At 70.7% G+C, this 17,004-nt stretch carries 14 protein-coding genes; 3 read left to right on the forward strand and 11 right to left on the reverse strand.

The annotated features are described in order from the left end of the window. Positions 1-13 precede the first annotated feature (13 nt). Positions 14-868, forward strand: a complete 855-nt coding sequence (locus tag OG943_RS32875; protein WP_328604804.1) for a bifunctional 5,10-methylenetetrahydrofolate dehydrogenase/5,10-methenyltetrahydrofolate cyclohydrolase — start codon at positions 14-16, stop codon at positions 866-868. Here the strand turns inward: OG943_RS32875 and OG943_RS32880 are convergent. Further along, positions 865-1,779: an SDR family oxidoreductase gene (locus OG943_RS32880; RefSeq protein ID WP_328604805.1), complete on the reverse strand. Its 915-nt coding sequence runs from the start codon at positions 1,777-1,779 to the stop codon at positions 865-867. The genes OG943_RS32875 and OG943_RS32880 overlap by 4 nt on opposite strands. Positions 1,780-1,898: 119 nt before the next feature. Between OG943_RS32880 and OG943_RS32885 the strand changes: the two genes are divergently transcribed. After that, complete coding sequence (locus OG943_RS32885; protein WP_328604806.1) at positions 1,899-2,471, forward strand: TetR/AcrR family transcriptional regulator; 573 nt, start codon at positions 1,899-1,901, stop codon at positions 2,469-2,471. A 64-nt stretch (positions 2,472-2,535) separates the two neighbouring features. Here OG943_RS32885 and OG943_RS32890 read toward each other — a convergent pair whose 3' ends face one another. The 8 genes from OG943_RS32890 to OG943_RS32925 form a co-directional block, all read right to left on the reverse strand. After that, a complete protein-coding gene (locus OG943_RS32890) occupies positions 2,536-5,307 on the reverse strand; it encodes an AfsR/SARP family transcriptional regulator (RefSeq protein ID WP_328604807.1) in 2,772 nt (923 codons plus the stop codon). A 516-nt stretch (positions 5,308-5,823) separates the two neighbouring features. Then, a complete protein-coding gene (gene thpD, locus OG943_RS32895) occupies positions 5,824-6,726 on the reverse strand; it encodes an ectoine hydroxylase (protein WP_328604808.1) in 903 nt (300 codons plus the stop codon). A 73-nt stretch (positions 6,727-6,799) separates the two neighbouring features. Continuing rightward, positions 6,800-7,195 carry an ectoine synthase gene (locus OG943_RS32900; RefSeq protein WP_328604809.1) on the reverse strand — a complete coding sequence of 132 codons (396 nt, stop codon included), beginning with the start codon at positions 7,193-7,195 and terminating at the stop codon, positions 6,800-6,802. 31 nt (positions 7,196-7,226) lie between these two features. Then, positions 7,227-8,480 carry a diaminobutyrate--2-oxoglutarate transaminase gene (ectB, locus tag OG943_RS32905; RefSeq protein ID WP_328604810.1) on the reverse strand — a complete coding sequence of 418 codons (1,254 nt, stop codon included), beginning with the start codon at positions 8,478-8,480 and terminating at the stop codon, positions 7,227-7,229. Positions 8,481-8,518: 38 nt separating this feature from the next. Then, on the reverse strand, positions 8,519-9,022 hold the full coding sequence (gene ectA / locus OG943_RS32910) for a diaminobutyrate acetyltransferase (RefSeq protein ID WP_328604811.1): 504 nt from the start codon (positions 9,020-9,022) through the stop codon (positions 8,519-8,521). A gap of 308 nt (positions 9,023-9,330) precedes the next feature. After that, positions 9,331-12,360, reverse strand: a complete 3,030-nt coding sequence (locus tag OG943_RS32915) for a patatin-like protein (protein ID WP_328604812.1) — start codon at positions 12,358-12,360, stop codon at positions 9,331-9,333. A gap of 40 nt (positions 12,361-12,400) precedes the next feature. Further along, positions 12,401-13,645 (reverse strand): DUF445 domain-containing protein, encoded by a 1,245-nt coding sequence (locus OG943_RS32920; RefSeq protein ID WP_328604813.1) that lies wholly within the window; start codon positions 13,643-13,645, stop codon positions 12,401-12,403. Then, positions 13,646-14,419 carry an Abi-alpha family protein gene (locus OG943_RS32925; protein ID WP_328604814.1) on the reverse strand — a complete coding sequence of 258 codons (774 nt, stop codon included), beginning with the start codon at positions 14,417-14,419 and terminating at the stop codon, positions 13,646-13,648. It abuts the gene before it with no gap. 87 nt (positions 14,420-14,506) lie between these two features. Between OG943_RS32925 and OG943_RS32930 the strand changes: the two genes are divergently transcribed. Beyond that, complete coding sequence (locus OG943_RS32930; protein ID WP_328604815.1) at positions 14,507-15,355, forward strand: maleylpyruvate isomerase family mycothiol-dependent enzyme; 849 nt, start codon at positions 14,507-14,509, stop codon at positions 15,353-15,355. Positions 15,356-15,371: 16 nt separating this feature from the next. Here the strand turns inward: OG943_RS32930 and OG943_RS32935 are convergent, their stop codons facing one another. Both OG943_RS32935 and OG943_RS32940 read right to left on the reverse strand, forming a co-directional pair. Beyond that, a complete protein-coding gene (locus OG943_RS32935) occupies positions 15,372-15,818 on the reverse strand; it encodes a LapA family protein (protein ID WP_328604816.1) in 447 nt (148 codons plus the stop codon). Positions 15,819-15,864: 46 nt separating this feature from the next. After that, positions 15,865-17,001, reverse strand: a complete 1,137-nt coding sequence (locus OG943_RS32940) for a dipeptidase (RefSeq protein ID WP_328604817.1) — start codon at positions 16,999-17,001, stop codon at positions 15,865-15,867. Positions 17,002-17,004 lie beyond the last annotated feature (3 nt).

A 17,004-nucleotide genomic window follows, 5' to 3' on the forward strand; every position in this document is an offset into this window, starting at 1 on the left:
CCCGGGAGCCGCCATGCCCACGCCGACCACCGCCCGTCTGATGGACGGGCGTGAACTCGCCCGCCGCACCGTCGCGCGGGCCGCCGCCGAGGCCGCGGCGATCACCGAACGCACGGGGACCGCGCCGTGCCTCGCCACCGTGCTGGTGGGTGACGACCCCGCGTCGCACACGTATGTGCGGATGAAGCAGGCCCGCTGCGCGAAGGCCGGGATCTCCTCCCGCCACGTCGGGTTGCCCGCCGAGACGACCACGGACCAGCTCGTCGCCACCCTCACCGAACTGTCCGAAGACGTTGGTGTGCAAGGAATCCTGCCGCAGCACCCCGCCGGTCCGCACATCGACGAGCGCGCCGCGTTCGAGGCGATCGCGCCGGAGAAGGACGTCGACGGGGTCACCGCGCGCTCGTTCGCCGGGATGGGACTGGGGATTCCCGGCTTCACGTCGTGCACGCCGGGCGGGATCGTCCGGCTGCTCGACGAGTACGGCGTCGACCCGGCCGGACGGCGGGCCGTGGTCGTCGGGCGCAGCCCGATCCTCGGGCGGCCGATGGGGATGCTGCTGCTCGGGCGCGACGCCACCGTCACGTACGCGCATTCGCGCACCACAAACCTCGCCGAAGTGGTGCGGGAGGCCGACATCCTCGTCGCCGCCGTCGGGAAGTCGCGGTTCATCCGGGGCGAGGACGTGAAGCCGGGCGCGGTGGTCGTCGACGCGGGGTACAACCCGGGCAACGTCGGCGACGTCGACTTCGAGACGGCGCGGCACCGCGCGAGACTCATCACGCCGGTCCCCGGCGGCGTCGGCCCGATGACGATCGCCGTGCTGCTGGCCCAGACCGTCGACGCCGCCGCCCGCGCGCTGGGCTAAACCGCGGCTGTGGCGAAGTAGTGGTCGAGTTCGAGGTCGGTAAGCAGGTCCGGCCGCTCCGGCGTCCAGTCCAGGAGTTTCCGGGTGCGGGCGCTGGAGGTGGGGTTGCCCAGCACGACCATCGGGGCGAGGAAGCCGAAGTGCTCCGGCACGTCCTCGTCGGCGATGGCGGCGACCGGCACGCCCAGGCGCCGGCCGATGGCCTCGGCGATCCGCCGGAACGGGACGCCCTCGTCGGCCACCGCGTTCAGCCGCGAGCCGGCCGGGGCCGATTCCAGCGCCAGCCGGTAGAGGCGCGCGACGTCCGGAGTCTGGGCGGCGGGCCACTGGTTGGCGCCGTCGCCGACGTAGCCGGAGACGCCCTTCGCTCGCGCGATACCGATCAAGATCGGGATGAAACCGTGGTGGTCCATCGGGCCGTGCACGGTCGGCGGGAGCCGGAGGACCGAGGACCGGACACCGCGCTCGGCGAACCCGATGACGGTGTTCTCCGACTCGACCCGGGGCCCCGAGTCGAGCACGTCGTCCTCGGTGCCGAGCCGCCCCATCCCGGACATGGCGACCATCAGCGTCCCCGCCGTCGTCACCAGCGGCTTCCCGGTGCCGGCCAGTGCTTCGCCGAACGCCCGCACCACCACCAGGTCGTCCCTGATCGCGCCCTCGTAGTCCCCGCTCATCATGGCCTCGTGCTTGAAGGCCAGGTGGATCACGCCGTCGGCCGCCGAAGCGGCTTCGCGGAGGCCGTCGAGGTCGTCCAGGTCGCCGCGGCGCACCTCGACGCCGAGCGCCTTGACCTTGTCGGCCGACTGGTCCGACCGGGCCAGGCCCACGACCTCGTGCCCGGCCGAAACGAGTTCGGGGACAACGGCCGAGCCGACGTGGCCGGACGCGCCGGTGATGAAAACACGCATGAGAACTCCTCCTGGGAAACGGGCCGCCGTCCAGGTGCCGGTGAAGCGACCCTTGACGACACCTGGTGTCATGACACTAGCACGAGACGACACCAGGTGTCATCACCTAGACTGGGCCCATGGGCCGATGGGAACCGAACGCGCGTGAACGACTGGAGCTGGCCGCGCTCGAGCTGTTCCGCGAGCGCGGTTACGACAGCACCACCGTCGCGGAGATCGCCACTCGCGCGGGCCTGACCAAGCGGAGCTTCTTCCGGCACTTCGCCGACAAGCGGGAACTGCTGTTCAGCGGCCAGGAGCTGATCGTCCAGCTGATCGCCGATGCGATCATCGGCGCGCCGTCGTCCGCGACCCCGCTCGACGCGATCACGGCCGCGCTGGTGGCGTTCGACTCGATCTTCGACGGCGAGCGGCGCGCCCTGGCCCGAGAGCGTCACGCGATCATCGCGGACAACGTCGAGCTGCGGGAACGTGAGCTGCTCAAGCACACCACCCTGACCACGGCCATGGCACGCGCCCTCCGCGAACGCGGGGAGCCGGAAGCGGTCGCGAACCTCGCCGCCGAATTCGGCGGTCTCGCCCTGAACATCGCCTTCGCCCGCTGGATCGAGCCGACGGCCGAGAAGGACTTCGCCCCCCTCGCCCGGCAGGCGGTCGACGAGCTGCGGGCCACCACCGCCGCACTCGGCTGAGAGCCCAAGGACTCGTGAGTGTTTATGACGGTTCTAACCGGCATAAACACTCACGAGTCCGGAGCTAGTCCAGCTCGGCGGCCTCCGCCCGCAGGTCCGGGACCCGGCCCGGGTTCGTCCACTCGTACAGCCGCAAGGCGAGCGCGTACTGCTCCCGCGCCGCGTCCACGGATCCCCCCGCCCGGAGGATGCGCGCGAGCGTGGCGCGCAGAACGCCTTCCTGCAGTTCGAGTTGACGCGCCGTGGCCAGCTCGATGCCGTCGCGCGTGTAGCGCTCGGCCGCGGCCCGGTCGCCGGCGCGCAGGTGCAGCTCGGCGAGATTGTTCAGGGACACCACGGCGTAGCTGTCATCGCCCAGCTCGCGGTCGATCTCCAGCGAGCCCAGCTGGTGGGCGATCGCGTCCTGGACGCGGCCGGCGCGCTTCTCCGTCTCGGCGCAGTTGGCCAGCGCCTGCCCACGCAGCTCGAGGTCTCCGGTCCGCTCGGTCTCCGCGACGGCCTCACGCAGCCGCTCGATGGCCTCATCATGGTGGGACAACAGGGAAAGCGCGCTGCCGAGGTGGATGTTCGCCGACGTCACCAGCCGCTTGTCACCCAGCTCGGTGGCCAGGTCGAGGGCGCGCTCGGCGTCGGCGAGACAGCCCTGCGGCAGCTCGAACGTCAACGCGATGGAGCAGCGGGAGATGAGCATCCAGCACTGCCCGAGCACCTCGCCCACGGCCTCGGCCGCGGCCAGCCCGAGGTCGACCACGCGGTTCCAGTCGTCGAAAATCGGGTGCACCACGCGATAGGTGTGCGCGACGCGCGCCAGCCGCCAGACGTCGGGGTACCGCGCGTCGAGGTACGCGGCATCGAGCACCGCCAGCAGGTTCGGCCACTCGGCGGCGAACCAGTCCTGGGCCTCGTCGAACGTCCGCAACGGCGGCAGCGCGTTGGCCGGCAGCGAGCCGGTGAAGTCGAGCGGGTCGACGATCCGCAGCATCCGGCGCCGCGCCGTGTCCGACGCGGCCTGGTAGTAGCGCACGGTGCTGGTCAGCACGCCCGCGCGCTCGTCACTGTCCAATTCGGACTCCGCCAGCTCGCACAGGTACAGCCGGACGAGGTCGTGCGGGGCGAAGACGTCACGCGCGGTCTCGGTGAGCAGGTTGTGCGTCGCGAGCGTCCGCAGCGCGCGCCGCGCCTGCACGACGGGGATCCGGGCCACCGCGGCCATCAGGTGCGGGCCCACCGCCTCGCCCGGCAGGGCGCCGAGCCACAGCAGCAGCCGCGCCAGGTCCGGGGGCAGGCCGCGGAACGAGACGTCGAACGCCGCCCGCACGCCGTCGTCCGCGCCATCCATCTGCAGCGCGGCGAGGCGGGTGCGCTCGTTGCCCAGCTCGTCCACCAGGTCCTGGCTGGTCCACTGTGGACTGGACGACAGCCGCGCGCCCGCGATCCGCAACGCCAGCGGCAGATAACCGCAGAGCCGGGCGAGCGCGTGGTTCAGGTCGAAGTCGCCGGGGCCGGCCAGCTCCTCGATCACGCGCACGGCGTCCTCGGGCGCGAGCGTGCCCAGCACCCGCAGCCTGGCGGCGTTCGAAACGGCCAGGCCCTCCAGCCGCGAACGGCTCGTGACCACGGTCATCGAGCGCGAGCTGGGCGGCAGCAGCGGGCGGACCTGCTCGGCCGTGTGCGCGTCGTCGAGCAGCACGAGCATCCGCCGCCCGGCGATCAGCGACCGGTACAGCGCGACGCGCTCGTGCAGCCGCTCCGGCACCTCGCTGGCCGCCACGCCGAGGCCGAGCAGGAACTGCGTCAGCAGGTCCGCGGGCGCCAACGGCGCGTCGCGGGCGTCGAAACCGCGCAACGACGCGAACAGCACGCCGTCCGGGAAGCGCTTCGCCGCGCGGTGCGCCCACCAGACGACAAGCGCGCTCTTGCCGACCCCGGCCGTCCCGGAGACGACGGCGACGGTGCTCCCGGCCGTCTCGGCCAGCCCGTCGAGCCACGCCAGCTCCTCGTCGCGGCCGGCGAGCGTCGGCAGCGCGGCGGGCAGCTGTGAAGGCGCTTTCCCCGGATCGGCCGGGCGCGGCGCGGTCACGCCGCGCGCCTCCAGGTCGTCGTTCAGCACCCGTTCGTGCAGCCAGCGCAGGTCACTGCCGGGCTCGACGCCGAGTGTGCGCAGCGTGGCCCGGGAAACGGTGCGGTACAGCTCGAGCGCGTCGCCGCGGCGGCCCGCGTGGTAGAGCGCGCGCATGAGCTGGCCCGCGGTGCGCTCGGCCAGCGGGTCGGCGCGCACGATCGGGCTCAGCTCGACGATCAGCTCGTTGTGCCGGCGCAGCTCCAGGTCGGCGTCGACGCGGGCGCCGTGCACGGCCAGGCGGAGGTCCTCGAGTTCCGGCGCCCGCACGGAATCGGGCACACCGGACAACGCGGGCCCTTGCCACAGCGCGAGTGCTTCCGCGAGCAGCGCCGACGTCCGCTCCGGCGGCTCCAGCGTGGCGCGGTCCAGCAACGCCCGCGCGTGGTGCACGTCGATCCGCTCCGGGTCGATCGAAAGCCGGTAGCCGGGCGGGCTGGTGAGGATCTCCGCGACCGGGCCGTCCGGCATGTCGCGCAGCACCCGGCGCAGGTGCGAGACGTTGCCGTGCACGATGGTCCGCGCGGTGGCCGGCGGGTCGTGGCCCCACAGCGCGTCGATGATCTCTTCCAGCGGCACGACTTTGCCGACCTTCAACGCCAGCAGCGCGAGCAGGCCCTTCACCCCGGGACCGCCGATGGCGACCGCGCGGGCGCCGTCGAGCAGGCGAACCGGCCCGAGCAGCTCGACGCGCGCACCGGCTCCGTTTCCGGCCATGCTGCAGCGCACCTCCCCGGGCTGTTCCGGCGTCTCCCCCGCCAAAAACGCCAACCTACCGTGATCGGGAGCTGACAGATACAGCTCTTTCGTGCACAAAGCCCGTCGGGCAACCGCCGATTGGCCGCCGTTTCACCGTGGGTGCTTCACCTTCGGCAGCCCAGCTGGGGGATTACCCCGAATGTCGTAACGCGAGAGGGGATTCGGAGCAGGAACCCGTAATCCGAAAATGCCGGAAAAGTCCCGGACAAACGAATCCGGCCCCGCACCATCAGTCCCGAACTGATGGTGCGGGGCCGGACTCGGTGACGTCGGCCAGGCCGCCAGGGGGCGCGGTCCACCCGACCTCAAAGCTGTCCCCGGCCGGGCGGGGGGCTCACCCCGAGCTTGAATCCCGGACGGCCGCGGACAACTTTTCCGCAGTGGCCCCGGAGGGCCCGAGCGGAGTGGCAAGAAGGTAACAGGGCGCACATTCCCCGCTACCGCCGACCCGCCGCGGCGCGACGGTAACGCCCGTCACCGTTCGAGCGGTGTGCTGTCCCGGCCCGCGATGAAACCCGGCCGGGGCGCACTCGCCGCGAACGGCTCCTGCAGCTCGTTCTCCACGCTGTTGAACACCAGGAAGATGTTCGACCGCGGATAAGGCGTGATGTTGTTCGACGATCCGTGCATCATGTTCGAGTCGAACCACAGCGCCGAACCCGCCGCGCCGGTGAACTGCTCGATGCCGTATTCGGCCGCCATCTTCATGATGTCGTCCTCGGCGGGCACCCCGACGCGCTGGTCCTTCAGGGAGACCTTGTAGTTCTGGTCCGGGGTCTCGCCCGCGCACTGCACGAATGTGCGCTGCGAGCCCGGCATGACCATGAGACCGCCGTTGTACGGGTAATTGTCGGTCAGCGCGATCGAACAGCTGACCGCGCGCGGCGACGGCATGCCGTCCTCGGCGTGCCACGTCTCGAAGTCCGAGTGCCAGTAGAACCCTGTGCCCTTGAACCCGGGCATGTAGTTCACGCGGCTCTGGTGGATGTACACGTCGGAGCCGAGGATCTGCCGCGCGCGGTCCAGCACCCGGGGGTCGTGGACCAGTTCGCGGATCAGCTCGGACAGCACGTGCACGTCGAAGACCGACCGGACCTCGCCGGTCCTCGCCTCGGTGATCACCCGCTCGTCGGTGCGCAGCCCCTCGTCGGAGGAGAGGCGCACGAGCTCCTGCCAGTACGTCTGGACCTCACCGGGCGAGAGCAGGCCTTCGTCGACGGTGTAGCCCGTGACCTCGTGATGGGCCAGCGTGGCGGCGTCGATCGGGCCGTCTGCCTCGGTACCCCACACCGTGGGGTGTACGCGCGGAAGCTGCTCCGGCGTACCGGTGATCCGGGTCGGGTAGCCGTCTTCGACCCGGGTGTCCATCAGCGTCACAGTGGCTCGCCTCCTGATCTTCTCTGGGTGCTCTCTGAAGTGGTGGTGGTGACGGCAGTCGCGCCCGGAAGGCTCAGGCGGTGTCCTCGGTGACCAGGGGGTACACGCCGTTCTCGTCGTGCACCTCCCGGCCGGTCACCGGCGGGTTGAACACGCACACGCACTTGATCTCGGTCTTCGGCCGGACCTGGTGCTTGTCGTGGTCGTTCAGCAGGTAGAGGGTGCCCGGCTTGAGCGGGTGGACCTCACCGGTCGCCAGGTCCTCGATCTCGCCCTCACCGGAGGTGATGAAAACGGCCTCGATGTGGTTGGCGTACCAGAAGTCGTTCACCGTGCCCGCGTAGAGCGTGGTCTCGTGCACCGAGAACCCGACGCCCTCCTTGGCGAGGATGATGCGCTTGCTGCGCCAGTTCGGGGTCTTGATGTCGGAATCAGTGTCGGTGACCTCGTCGAGGGTGCGGACCAGCACTGGCGGCTCCTAACTTGTTCCGGCCTGCTTGTTACTTGTTCAGGACCGTGGCGATGGACTCGTCGATGATCGACAGCCCCTGGGTCAGCTCATCGTCGGTCAAGGTCAGCGGCGGCAGCAACTTCATCACCTCGCCGTTCGGACCGGACGTCTCCATCAGCAGGCCCCGCTCGAACGCGGCCTTGCACACCGCGCCGGCCAGGTCGCCGTCGGCGAACTCGATGCCGCGCGCCAGGCCGCGGCCCTTGGCGAGCAGGCTCGCGCCCGGGTAGGCCTCGACGATGTCCTTGAAGGCGGCGGCGATGCGCTCGCCCTTGGCCTTGGTGGACTTCTCCAGCTCGTCGTCGCTCCAGTAGGTGCGCAGCGCCTCAGTGGCGGTGACGAACGCGGGGCTGATGCCGCGGAAGGTGCCGTTGTGCTCACCCGGCTCCCAGACGTCCAGCTCCGGCTTGATCAGCGTCAGCGCCATCGGGATGCCGTAACCGCTGATGGACTTCGACAGGCAGACCATGTCCGGCTTGATCCCGGCGTCCTCGAAGCTGAAGAACGCGCCGGTGCGGCCGCAGCCCATCTGGACGTCGTCGAGGATCAGCAGGATGTGGTGGCGCTCGCACAGCTCGGACAGCCCGCGCAGCCAGTCCAGGCGCGCGGCGTTGATGCCGCCCTCGCCCTGCACCCCTTCGACGATCACGGCGGCGGGCTCGTTCAGGCCGCTGCCGGAGTCTTCGAGCAGCTTCTCGAAGTACATGAAGTCCGGCATCGCGCCGTCGAAGTAGCGGTCGTACGGCATCGGTGTCGCGTGCACCAGCGGGATGCCCGCGCCGCCGCGCTTCATCGAGTTGCCGGTCACCGACAGCGCGCCCAGCGTCATGCCGTGGAACGCGTTGGTGAAGTTGATGACCGACTCCTTGCCGGTCACCTTGCGGGCCAGCTTCAGCGCGGCCTCCACGGCGTTCGCGCCGCCGGGGCCGGGGAAGACGACCTTGTAGTCCAGCTCGCGGGGACCGAGGATCTTCTCCTTGAAGGTCTCCAGGAAGTCCCGCTTCGCCACGGTGAACATGTCCAGCGCGTGCGTGACGCCGTCGCGCTGGATGTAGTCGATCAGCGCGGCCTTGAGCTTCGGGTTGTTGTGCCCGTAGTTCAGCGCGCCGGCACCGGCGAAGAAGTCGAGGTAGGGCTTGCCGTCCTCGTCGTGCAGCCAGCTGCCCTGGGCGCGGTCGAAGACCACCGGCCAGCCGCGGCTGTAACTGCGTACTTCCGATTCGAGCTCTTCGAAGATGCTCATGACGTTTCCTTGCTCCTACTCGCCCCGAAAAAAACGGATTATTGGCGGGTCAGCGGTCCGATGCGGTAAAGGTCCTCGGGCTCGTGCCCGCCTTCACCGTCTTCCGGGAAATCTCCGGCCTCGAACAGGCGGCTGCTCTCCAGATCCGTGTTCCATCGCTTCGCAAACGAAGCGAACAGCCGGATGGAGGCCTCGTTGTCGGGGGTGATCGTGGTTTCCAGGTAGCGGACCCCGTTGTCCACCAGGCGCTCGTAGAGCCGGTCGAGCAACAGCCCGGCCAGGCCCTTCCCGCGCTGAGACGAGTCGACGGCCACCTGCCACACGAGTGCGGCTTCGGGTTCCGACGGCTTCCGGTAGGCGATGACGAAACCCACCGCCTCACCATCGACGCGGGCGACCACCGAACTCTCCGAGAAATCGCGGCACCACAACAGGTACGCGTACGGCGAGTTGAGATCGAGCTTCTGCGAATCGCGTGCGATTCGCCAGAGGGTGGCGCCATCGGCCTTGGTCGGGGATTCGATCAAGTGCTTTCCGGACATACCAAGGAAACGTAACAGAGAATTTTCCCGCCGCCAGCGACGCGGCCCACGCCCACCCCCGTTACCAGGGGGAACGCGAGTACCCCGGTGAGGAGCCCCACAAACACGTTTGGTCCAGGCCCGGACGGGGTATGACGTGCGACTGGACCGCTCACCGAGGTGGGCGGCCGGCAGCGTCTCCGCTTGTTCCCGACCATGAACCCAAAACCGCTTCACCGCAAGACGAGCGGCGAACGGACCTGGTCACACGGCGCGTCGGCGGCGCCACTTTCGGCGAGATCGCCCAGGAAAACCGGGCTTTCCGCGATTCACCGGCGACGGCGGCGCCAGGCGGCGACCGGAGACCAGAGCGCGGGCAGCAGGAGCAGCAGGACGACGGCGAGCCACCACACCGGCGCCTCGCCGCGGCGCCAGCCCGCGACGACGTCGCCGAGCCAGCCGAACAACGGGTGCGCGATCGGCGGCAGGAACGCGGCGAACAGCAACGCGGCCACCACCAGCACGCCCAGCAGCGTCAGCACCATCCGCCACGTGCGGCGCAGCGACAGCAGGCTCACCACCAGGAAGACGAGCGAACCCGCGGCCAGCGGCAGGCCCACCCACTGCAGCACCGCGCCGCCCTCGCCGCCGAGCACCAGTCCGGCCAGTACGGTGACCGCGGCCGCCAGCAGGTTCCACGGACGGCCCAGCCGGGTCGCGCCCAGCGTGACCCACCACGCGCTGCGGCCGGTGAGCTGGGCGAACTTCGCCGCCGGCTGCAACGACGCCGGCACTCGCGTGGCCCCGGCCGCGGCGTTGAGACCCGCCGCGCCCGCCTTGACCAGCGTCCTCGTCAACAGCGTCGAACCGCGCTCCTGTTCGAACCGCTCGGCGGAAACCTGGCAGGACTGGAAAACCCGCTGTGTCACGACGTCGTCCGCCGGTCCGGTCTTGTCCGCGAACGCGGTGGCGACGACCTTGCGGAAGTTCGCGGACTGCTTGTCGTTGCCCTCAACGGCGTCCGCCTCGGCCTGCTTGCCGACGACGGGCAGCTCCTCGCGCGCGACCTCCAGCTGCCGCGCCCGCGCCAGCACCATCGACGTCACCGGCAGGCTGGTGGGCAGCCGGTCGGTGAACACGACGTCGCCCAGCTGCGCGTCGAGGCCCAGGAACGCCAGCTCCTCACCGAGCTGCGTGAGGAGCGACGACAGCTGGTCGGCGGGCACGTTGTCCGCGGCGTCCGGCAGCCGCCAGCCGATCGCCTTGAACGTGTCACGCGCCTGGCCACGAAAGGCCTCCGCGCCGACGACGTCACGCAACGCCTTCAGCCGCTTCGGATCCAGCAGGCACTGCACCAGCCAGCCCGCGCCGTCCACCCGGCCCCACATCCAGTCGCTGGCCCGCCACGACGACTTGTAGAACGCGCCGAAGTAGTCGGCCTGCATCCCGGTGAGCTTGTCCCAGCTGCGCGGCCGGCCCAGGTCGAGCAACGTGCGCGTGTCCGCGCTGACCTGCACCAGGTCCACCCGCTGGTCCACCGACGGCGGCTGGGCGAGCAGCCCGCGGGTCGCCATGTGCAGCAGGAGCAGGCGGGATCGCAGCACCCCGTCGTCGGCTACGGGTTCTGTGGCCGCCGGGTCTTCTGTGTTCCCGGCGCCTTCTGTGTTCTTGGCGGGTCCCCCGGCCAGACCGAACCAGCCGAGCAACGTGGTCACGATCTCGGCCGCGTCCTTCTCCGGGTCGGTCGCCAATGACCGCAGCACCGGCGCGGCCGCGCGCAGGGCGGCGGTGACCACCGGCCACGCCTGCAGCAGCGCCTCCGTCGCGCCCAGCTTCGCCCATTCCTGGGCCAGTCCGCCGATCCAGGCGGCCAGCGACGTGCCCCGCGCGGGCGGCTCGTGCCGGGCCACCCACGCCGAGAGCCGCACGCCCCGGGCGGCGGTGTGGCGCGCCGAGTGCAGCTGCGCGCGGGCCTCGTTGAGCTGTGCCGCCCGCGCCGCGTCCGGCCCCAGCCGGAAACCGGCGTTGACCAGCTGCAACCCGGTGGCGACGGCGTCGTCGAGCGCCGTCGACCGGTAGGCCGCGAGCTGCTCGACGGTGCAGGACGCGGTCGGCGGGTGCACCGCCATGCCGGCCTTCAACCCGGCCGCGGCGACGTCCCGCAGCTTCTCGGACATGCCGGACGCCCACTCCGCGTCGTGGGCGTCCACACTGTCCATATCGGACAGTTCATACCGTCGCACGGCCGAGCGCACCAGCTCCGCCGCGTCGTCGGCGACGCGGCGGTCGAGGTAGGCGGCCATCACCCGGTGGTCGACCAGTCTTCCGCCCCGAAGCCCCAGCGCGGCAAGGGAAACCCGGGTGTCGCGGGCCCGGGAGACGGCGTCGTTGTGCCGCGTCAGCTCGTCCAGCTCGGAGCTGATCGTCTGGTTCATCACCGTCGACACGATCTTGGCCAGCGCCGCGCCGAGCAGCGGCGGTTCGGCCGGGCCGGCCGGGATCGCGGTCGTCTCGACCTCCGTCGTCGGCACGACGTAGAGCAGCAGCCGCCGGACGTCGGCCGCGGAGGAGCGCTCGAAGATCTCCTGCAACGCCGGCCGCAGCGGCTTGTTGACCAGTACCCCGCCGTCGGTGAGCCAGTGCGAGCGCGTCAGCTCGGTGTACTCGGTCATGTCCGGGTGCAGCCGGTCGGTGCCGGTCTGGCCGATCGGCAGCCGCGACAGCTCGAACGCGCCGGGGAACGATGCCGTGGACCGCGCCGCCAGCGCCAGCGGGGCGTGCACCTGGTTGTTCCACAGTGGACCGTCGAAGCGGAAGAGCATGCGGTGCTCGCTGTCGCGGACCAGGTTGCCGAGCGCGTCGTCGTATCGCGTGGTCTCGCCGTCGATCATGGTCCCGGTGAGCAGCACGGTGACGTCCGGCGGCTCCGCGGGCACGACGCCGGTGTCGGTGATGCAGTGCAGCGCGCGCTCCAGATCGCCGAGCAGCACCCGGTCGCCGTCGAGCAGCGAGCGCGGCTGCCGCTCGGCGGGGTCGCGGATGAGGTTGTCCAGCGAGCCGGTGCTGATCCAGGTGTCCCGCAGCCCGGCGGGGGTCGTCCGGTAGGCCTCCGCCAGGCCGAGGCACGCGGCGTTGATGCCGCCCGCGCTCGTGCCGGTGAGCACGTCGAGGCAGACGGTCGCGTGCAGCAGGTCGAGCAGTTTCCGGTAGCCGCCTTCGGCTTCAGGCGTGCGAGACGCGTGCAGCAGCGCCGAAACCTCGGTCGCCACCCCGCCCATCCAGACGGCCAGGCTCGCGCCCCCGACCATCGTCATCGCCAGCCGGATCTCCTGCGGCCATGGGACCGCCCCCTCCGTCATGCCGGGGATTGTCCCGGCCGGGCCGGGGCCGCCACAAGGCTCAGGTAGCGAGATGTTCCAGGATCAGCACCTGGGCTTCACCCACGGCGAAGCCCAGCACCGCGCCGGTCGCGATCAGGATCCACTCGTCCTGCTGGAAAGCCGGGCGCAGCAGCTGCTCGAACTCCTCCGGCGAGAGCTCCTTCATCTTGGTCACCAGCACGTTGCGGATGTCCATCGCGTCGGTGGCGTACTCCTCGATGTAGCGCATCGTCTCCGGCAACCGGGTCATGATCTGCTCGGCGATGGAGAGCTTCATGTCCTGATAGCGGCGGCTGCCGATGGCGAACACCAGCAGCGGCTTGGCCACGTTCGCCGCGCGGCCGAGTTCGGCGTCGAGCTGCCGCTGGATCAGCGCGAGCACGCGGTCGGACAGCGGGCCGCGCAGAACGGCCTCGATGACGTTGTGCGGCGTGATGATCTCCTTCGCGATCAGCTCGCCGTACGCCTCGGCCACCTCCGCGCGCCGCTTGAGGAACAGCCCCTGCCACTGCACGCCGAAGTACCGCTTCGGCTCCAGCGGGTAGAAGATCATCCGCAACGCCAGCCAGTCGGTGAACCAGCCGGTGAACAGGCCGAACACCGGCATGATCGGCGGGAACTTGAACAGCACCCAGGCGATCATCTGGATCACGCCGATCAGCCCGCCGAAGAACAAGCCGGACCGCGCGATGAACTTGAACTCCTCCGCGCCCGCCTCCTGGAAGATGCGGTTGAGCAGCCGCTTGTCCTTCACCAGGCTCGTGACGACCATGCCCTTGAGGTCGAACACACTGTCCACATCGGACTTGATCAGCTCGAGTACGGCCTTGACCATGTGCGGCGACTCCGCCTGCACCCGCTGGATCACCAGCCGTTGCACGCCCACCGGCAGTGACTCCCACAGCCCCGGCTGGTAGTGCCCGGCGACCTCGCGCACGATGTCCTCGACGGCCGCGAGCAGCGGTTTCTCGATCTCGCGGGCGATCCGGTCCGCGTCCAGCCGCGCGACGATCTCGGACGGCTGGATCAGCTGCTCGGTCATCGTGTCGCAGGCGATGCTCGCCATCCGCGCGGCGCGCTTGGGCACGATGCCCTGCCAGCCGAGGAACGGCTTGATGCCGATGAACTCCACCGGACCGAACATCATCCGGATGGCGACGAGCTTCGTGCCGTAACCGATCAGCGCGGCGACCACCGGGATCGAGACGTACAGCGGCCAGTGCCGGGCGAAGTCGTCGAGGATGCCGGAGACGAAGGAGCCCATCTAGGCGAGGCTCGGGTCGCAGGCCTGCCAGAACTGCGCGCCGAGCCGTGAGATGTGCACGGTCCGGCGGATCACCTTGATCCGCTTGACCTGTTTCTCCACCGCGCGCACGGTCTCGTCGGTCAGCAGGATCTCGTACTGCGTCTCGAGCGAGGGCACCTCTTCGTCCAGCTCGACCAGGCCCAGCCCGATCAGCCGGGTGAGGTAACCGGGCACCTGGTCGGGCAGCGACACTCCGGCCGACTTGCCGACGGTCGAGGCGTTGCGCAGCACGATCCGCCCGGTGGCGCCCATGCCCGTGCGCTCGGCGACGTCGATGGCGGGGAACGGCGAGCCGTCCGACAGCGCGGAGAGGATGCGCGCCTCGTCAGGCGTCAGCTGGCGCAGGATGATCGCGTACAGGTACTCGCGGGCCCGGTCACGTCCGAAGCCGATGGAATGGTTCAGCAGCTCGGCCATGGCGGCGCGCAGCGGCTCGACGTGGTCGCGCGCGGGCACGAGCGTCACGCTCGCCTCGACCACCCGCGGGTTGCCGTCGTTGCGGTTCATCGCGGACGCCGCGGCGAGCGCCGCGTGGTACGGGTCGTCGACCTCGTCGAGCCGGCGCCGCAGCTCGCCGAGCAGGGTGCGCTCCACCTGACGGATCCCGCGCTCGGCGGTGTCGATCCCCGGCAGCTTCCGGCTGAACTGGAAGCCGGTGCGCGCGGCCCAGCCGGCCAGCTGCCCGGCCCGGCGCGCCAGGTCCGCGACGTCGTTCGGTCGCTGGTTGTCCACGGGCGGCCTCCCCTCTGTGCTCGCGCTGATGCTACCTGCGAGTAGGCCGAACAGCCCTGTGACGGGCGGCTCCCCGGTGCTGTTTGGATGGCGCCCATGACCGCGACGCACTGGGGCCCGCCGATCGACGTCCTGCCGCTGCTCGCGCGGGAGGAGCAGGCCCTGGTCGGCGTGCTGACGGGGCTCGACGCCGAGCAGTGGGCCGCGCCCACGGCGTGCGCCGGCTGGACCGTGCACGACGTCGTCGCCCACATCCTGGGCGACAAGCTCGGCCGCCTCTCCCGCGACCGCGACGGCTACCACGTCGACGAGCCGCGCCCGGGCGAAGCCCTGCCGGCGTTCATCAACCGCATCAACGGGGAGTGGGTGCTCGCGCTGCGCCGGCTGTCACCGGAGGTGCTGTTCGCGATGCTGGTGGACAGCACCTCACAGCTGACCGACCTGTGGAAGCGCCTCGACCTGGACGAGCTGGGCGGGCCGGTGAGCTGGGCCGGCCCCGAGCCGGCGCCGATCTGGCTGGACGTGGCCCGGGAGTACACGGAGTACTGGGTGCACCAACAGCAGATCCGCGAGGCCGTGGGCGCGGAGCCGTTGGACGAGCCGGAGTTCCGGGCGCCGGTGGTGGACACGTTCCTGCGCGCGCTGCCGTTCACCCTGCGCTCGGTGACCGCCCGCGCCGGCCGCCAGGTGGGCTACACCGTGACCGGCCCGTCGGGCGGCCGCTGGACCGCGCGGTCCAGCGGCACGGGCTGGACACTGGACCGCGGCGCGCCCACTTCACGCTCGCCGCTCGCCGCGGTGACCACGGACCCGGACACCTTCTGGCGGCTCTGCACCCGCGCCGTGAAGCCCGCGGACGTCACGTCGAACATCGAGGTCAGCGGCGACGAAAGCGTTTGCGCGACGGTGCTGGGCATGGTGTCGATCATCGTCTGACCGGCACCCGCCGGTTTCAGCGACGACGCGGGTGACGAGCCTGCTTCCGCAGCTGCAGGATCCGCGCGCCGCCGATCAGGGCGACCAGCGCGGCGCCCGCGATGGCGGCGAACAGCATCGCCACGGCGAGCGGCATGCTGCCCGCGGCGCCGAGGAAGTGCACGGTCGCCGTGTCGAGGTTCTGCAGGATGAAGACGAGCAGGAACGCCAGCACGACGATCGCGACGATCACCGCGATCCAGGTGCCGCTGACCCGGGTCCGTTTGATCTTCGCGGGTTTGGCGGAAGACGGCCGCGACGGCGTCGGCACCGGGCGCACTTCCTCCGGGCCGGGGCGGACGTCGCCGGCCCGGTTTTCGGCGGGTTCGAGCGCGCCCGGAACCTCGACCGGCGGCGCTTCGGGGACCTCGGGACTGACGGCGCCACTGGCACCGGTGGGATTGTCGCCTCGCGCGTGGGACATGCGTCGATTGTCCGCCTCCACGAGCACGAACGCTGTCGCTAGACCCCTAATGGGTGAGTTCGGTGTCCCGCAGAACGCGCAGCGTGTTGCGGCCCGCGAGCTTCGCGCACTCCTCGTCGCTCCAGCCGCGCTCCATCAGCGCGGCGAACAGCACCGGGTACTTGGAAACGTCCTCGAGCCCGTCGGGCAGCGTGCCGACACCGTCGTAGTCCCCGCCGAGGCCGATGTGGTCGATGCCCGCGACCTCGCGCGCGTGCTCGACGTGCGCGACGACGTCCGCCACGGTCGCCGCGGGCTTCGGCGGCGCGTCCCAGGTCTCGGCGAACCGGCCGCGCTGACCGAGGTCGAGGAAGTTCTGGCCGGCCGCGGCCATCGCGGCCTTGAGCTGGTCGTCCCAGGCCGTCACCGCGGCGGAGATGAAGCCGGGCACGAAGGTGACCATCGCGACGCCGCCGTTCGCGGGCAGCTGCGCCAGCACGTCGTCGGGGATGTTGCGCGGGTGGTCGTTGACCGCGACGCATGAGGAGTGGCTGAAGATCACCGGCGCGCTGGACACCTTCAGCGCGTCACGCATCGTGCTCGGCGCGACGTGCGAAAGGTCCACGAGCATGCCGATCTCGTTCATCTCGCGCACGACCTCGCGGCCGAATTCGGTGAGCCCGCCGTGCACCGGCTCGTCGGTGCCCGAGTCGGCCCACGTGGTGTTGAAGTTGTGCGTCAGCGTCATGTACCGGACGCCGAGGCGGCGCAGGCTCCGCAGCACGCCGATCGACCCGGCGATGCTGTGGCCGCCCTCCGCGCCCAGCAGCGACGCGATCCGGCCGTCGGCGAACGCGGCCTCCGCCCCGGCCGCCGTGTCCACCAGCCGCAGCCGGTCCGGGTACCGCTCGGCCAGCTGGTGCACGAGCTCGATCTGCTCCAGCACGGCCGTCACGGCGCTGTCGCCCTCGAACTGGCACGGCACGTACACCGACCAGAACTGCAGGCCGAGCTTTCCCTCTGCCAGCTTGGGGAAGTCGGTCTGCAGCGACGGCTGCCGCACGGTCAGGTCGAGCGCGGCGGCCGCCTCGACCGGGTTCGCCCCGGCCTGGAGCCGCAGCTCCCACGCCAGGTCGTTGTGGCCGTCGGCCAGGATCGTGGTGTCCAGCAGGTTCGTCGCACGCTCGAGCGCCCCGGAAGTCATGCC

Source organism: Amycolatopsis sp. NBC_00345, from assembly GCF_036116635.1.
Taxonomy (GTDB): domain Bacteria; phylum Actinomycetota; class Actinomycetes; order Mycobacteriales; family Pseudonocardiaceae; genus Amycolatopsis.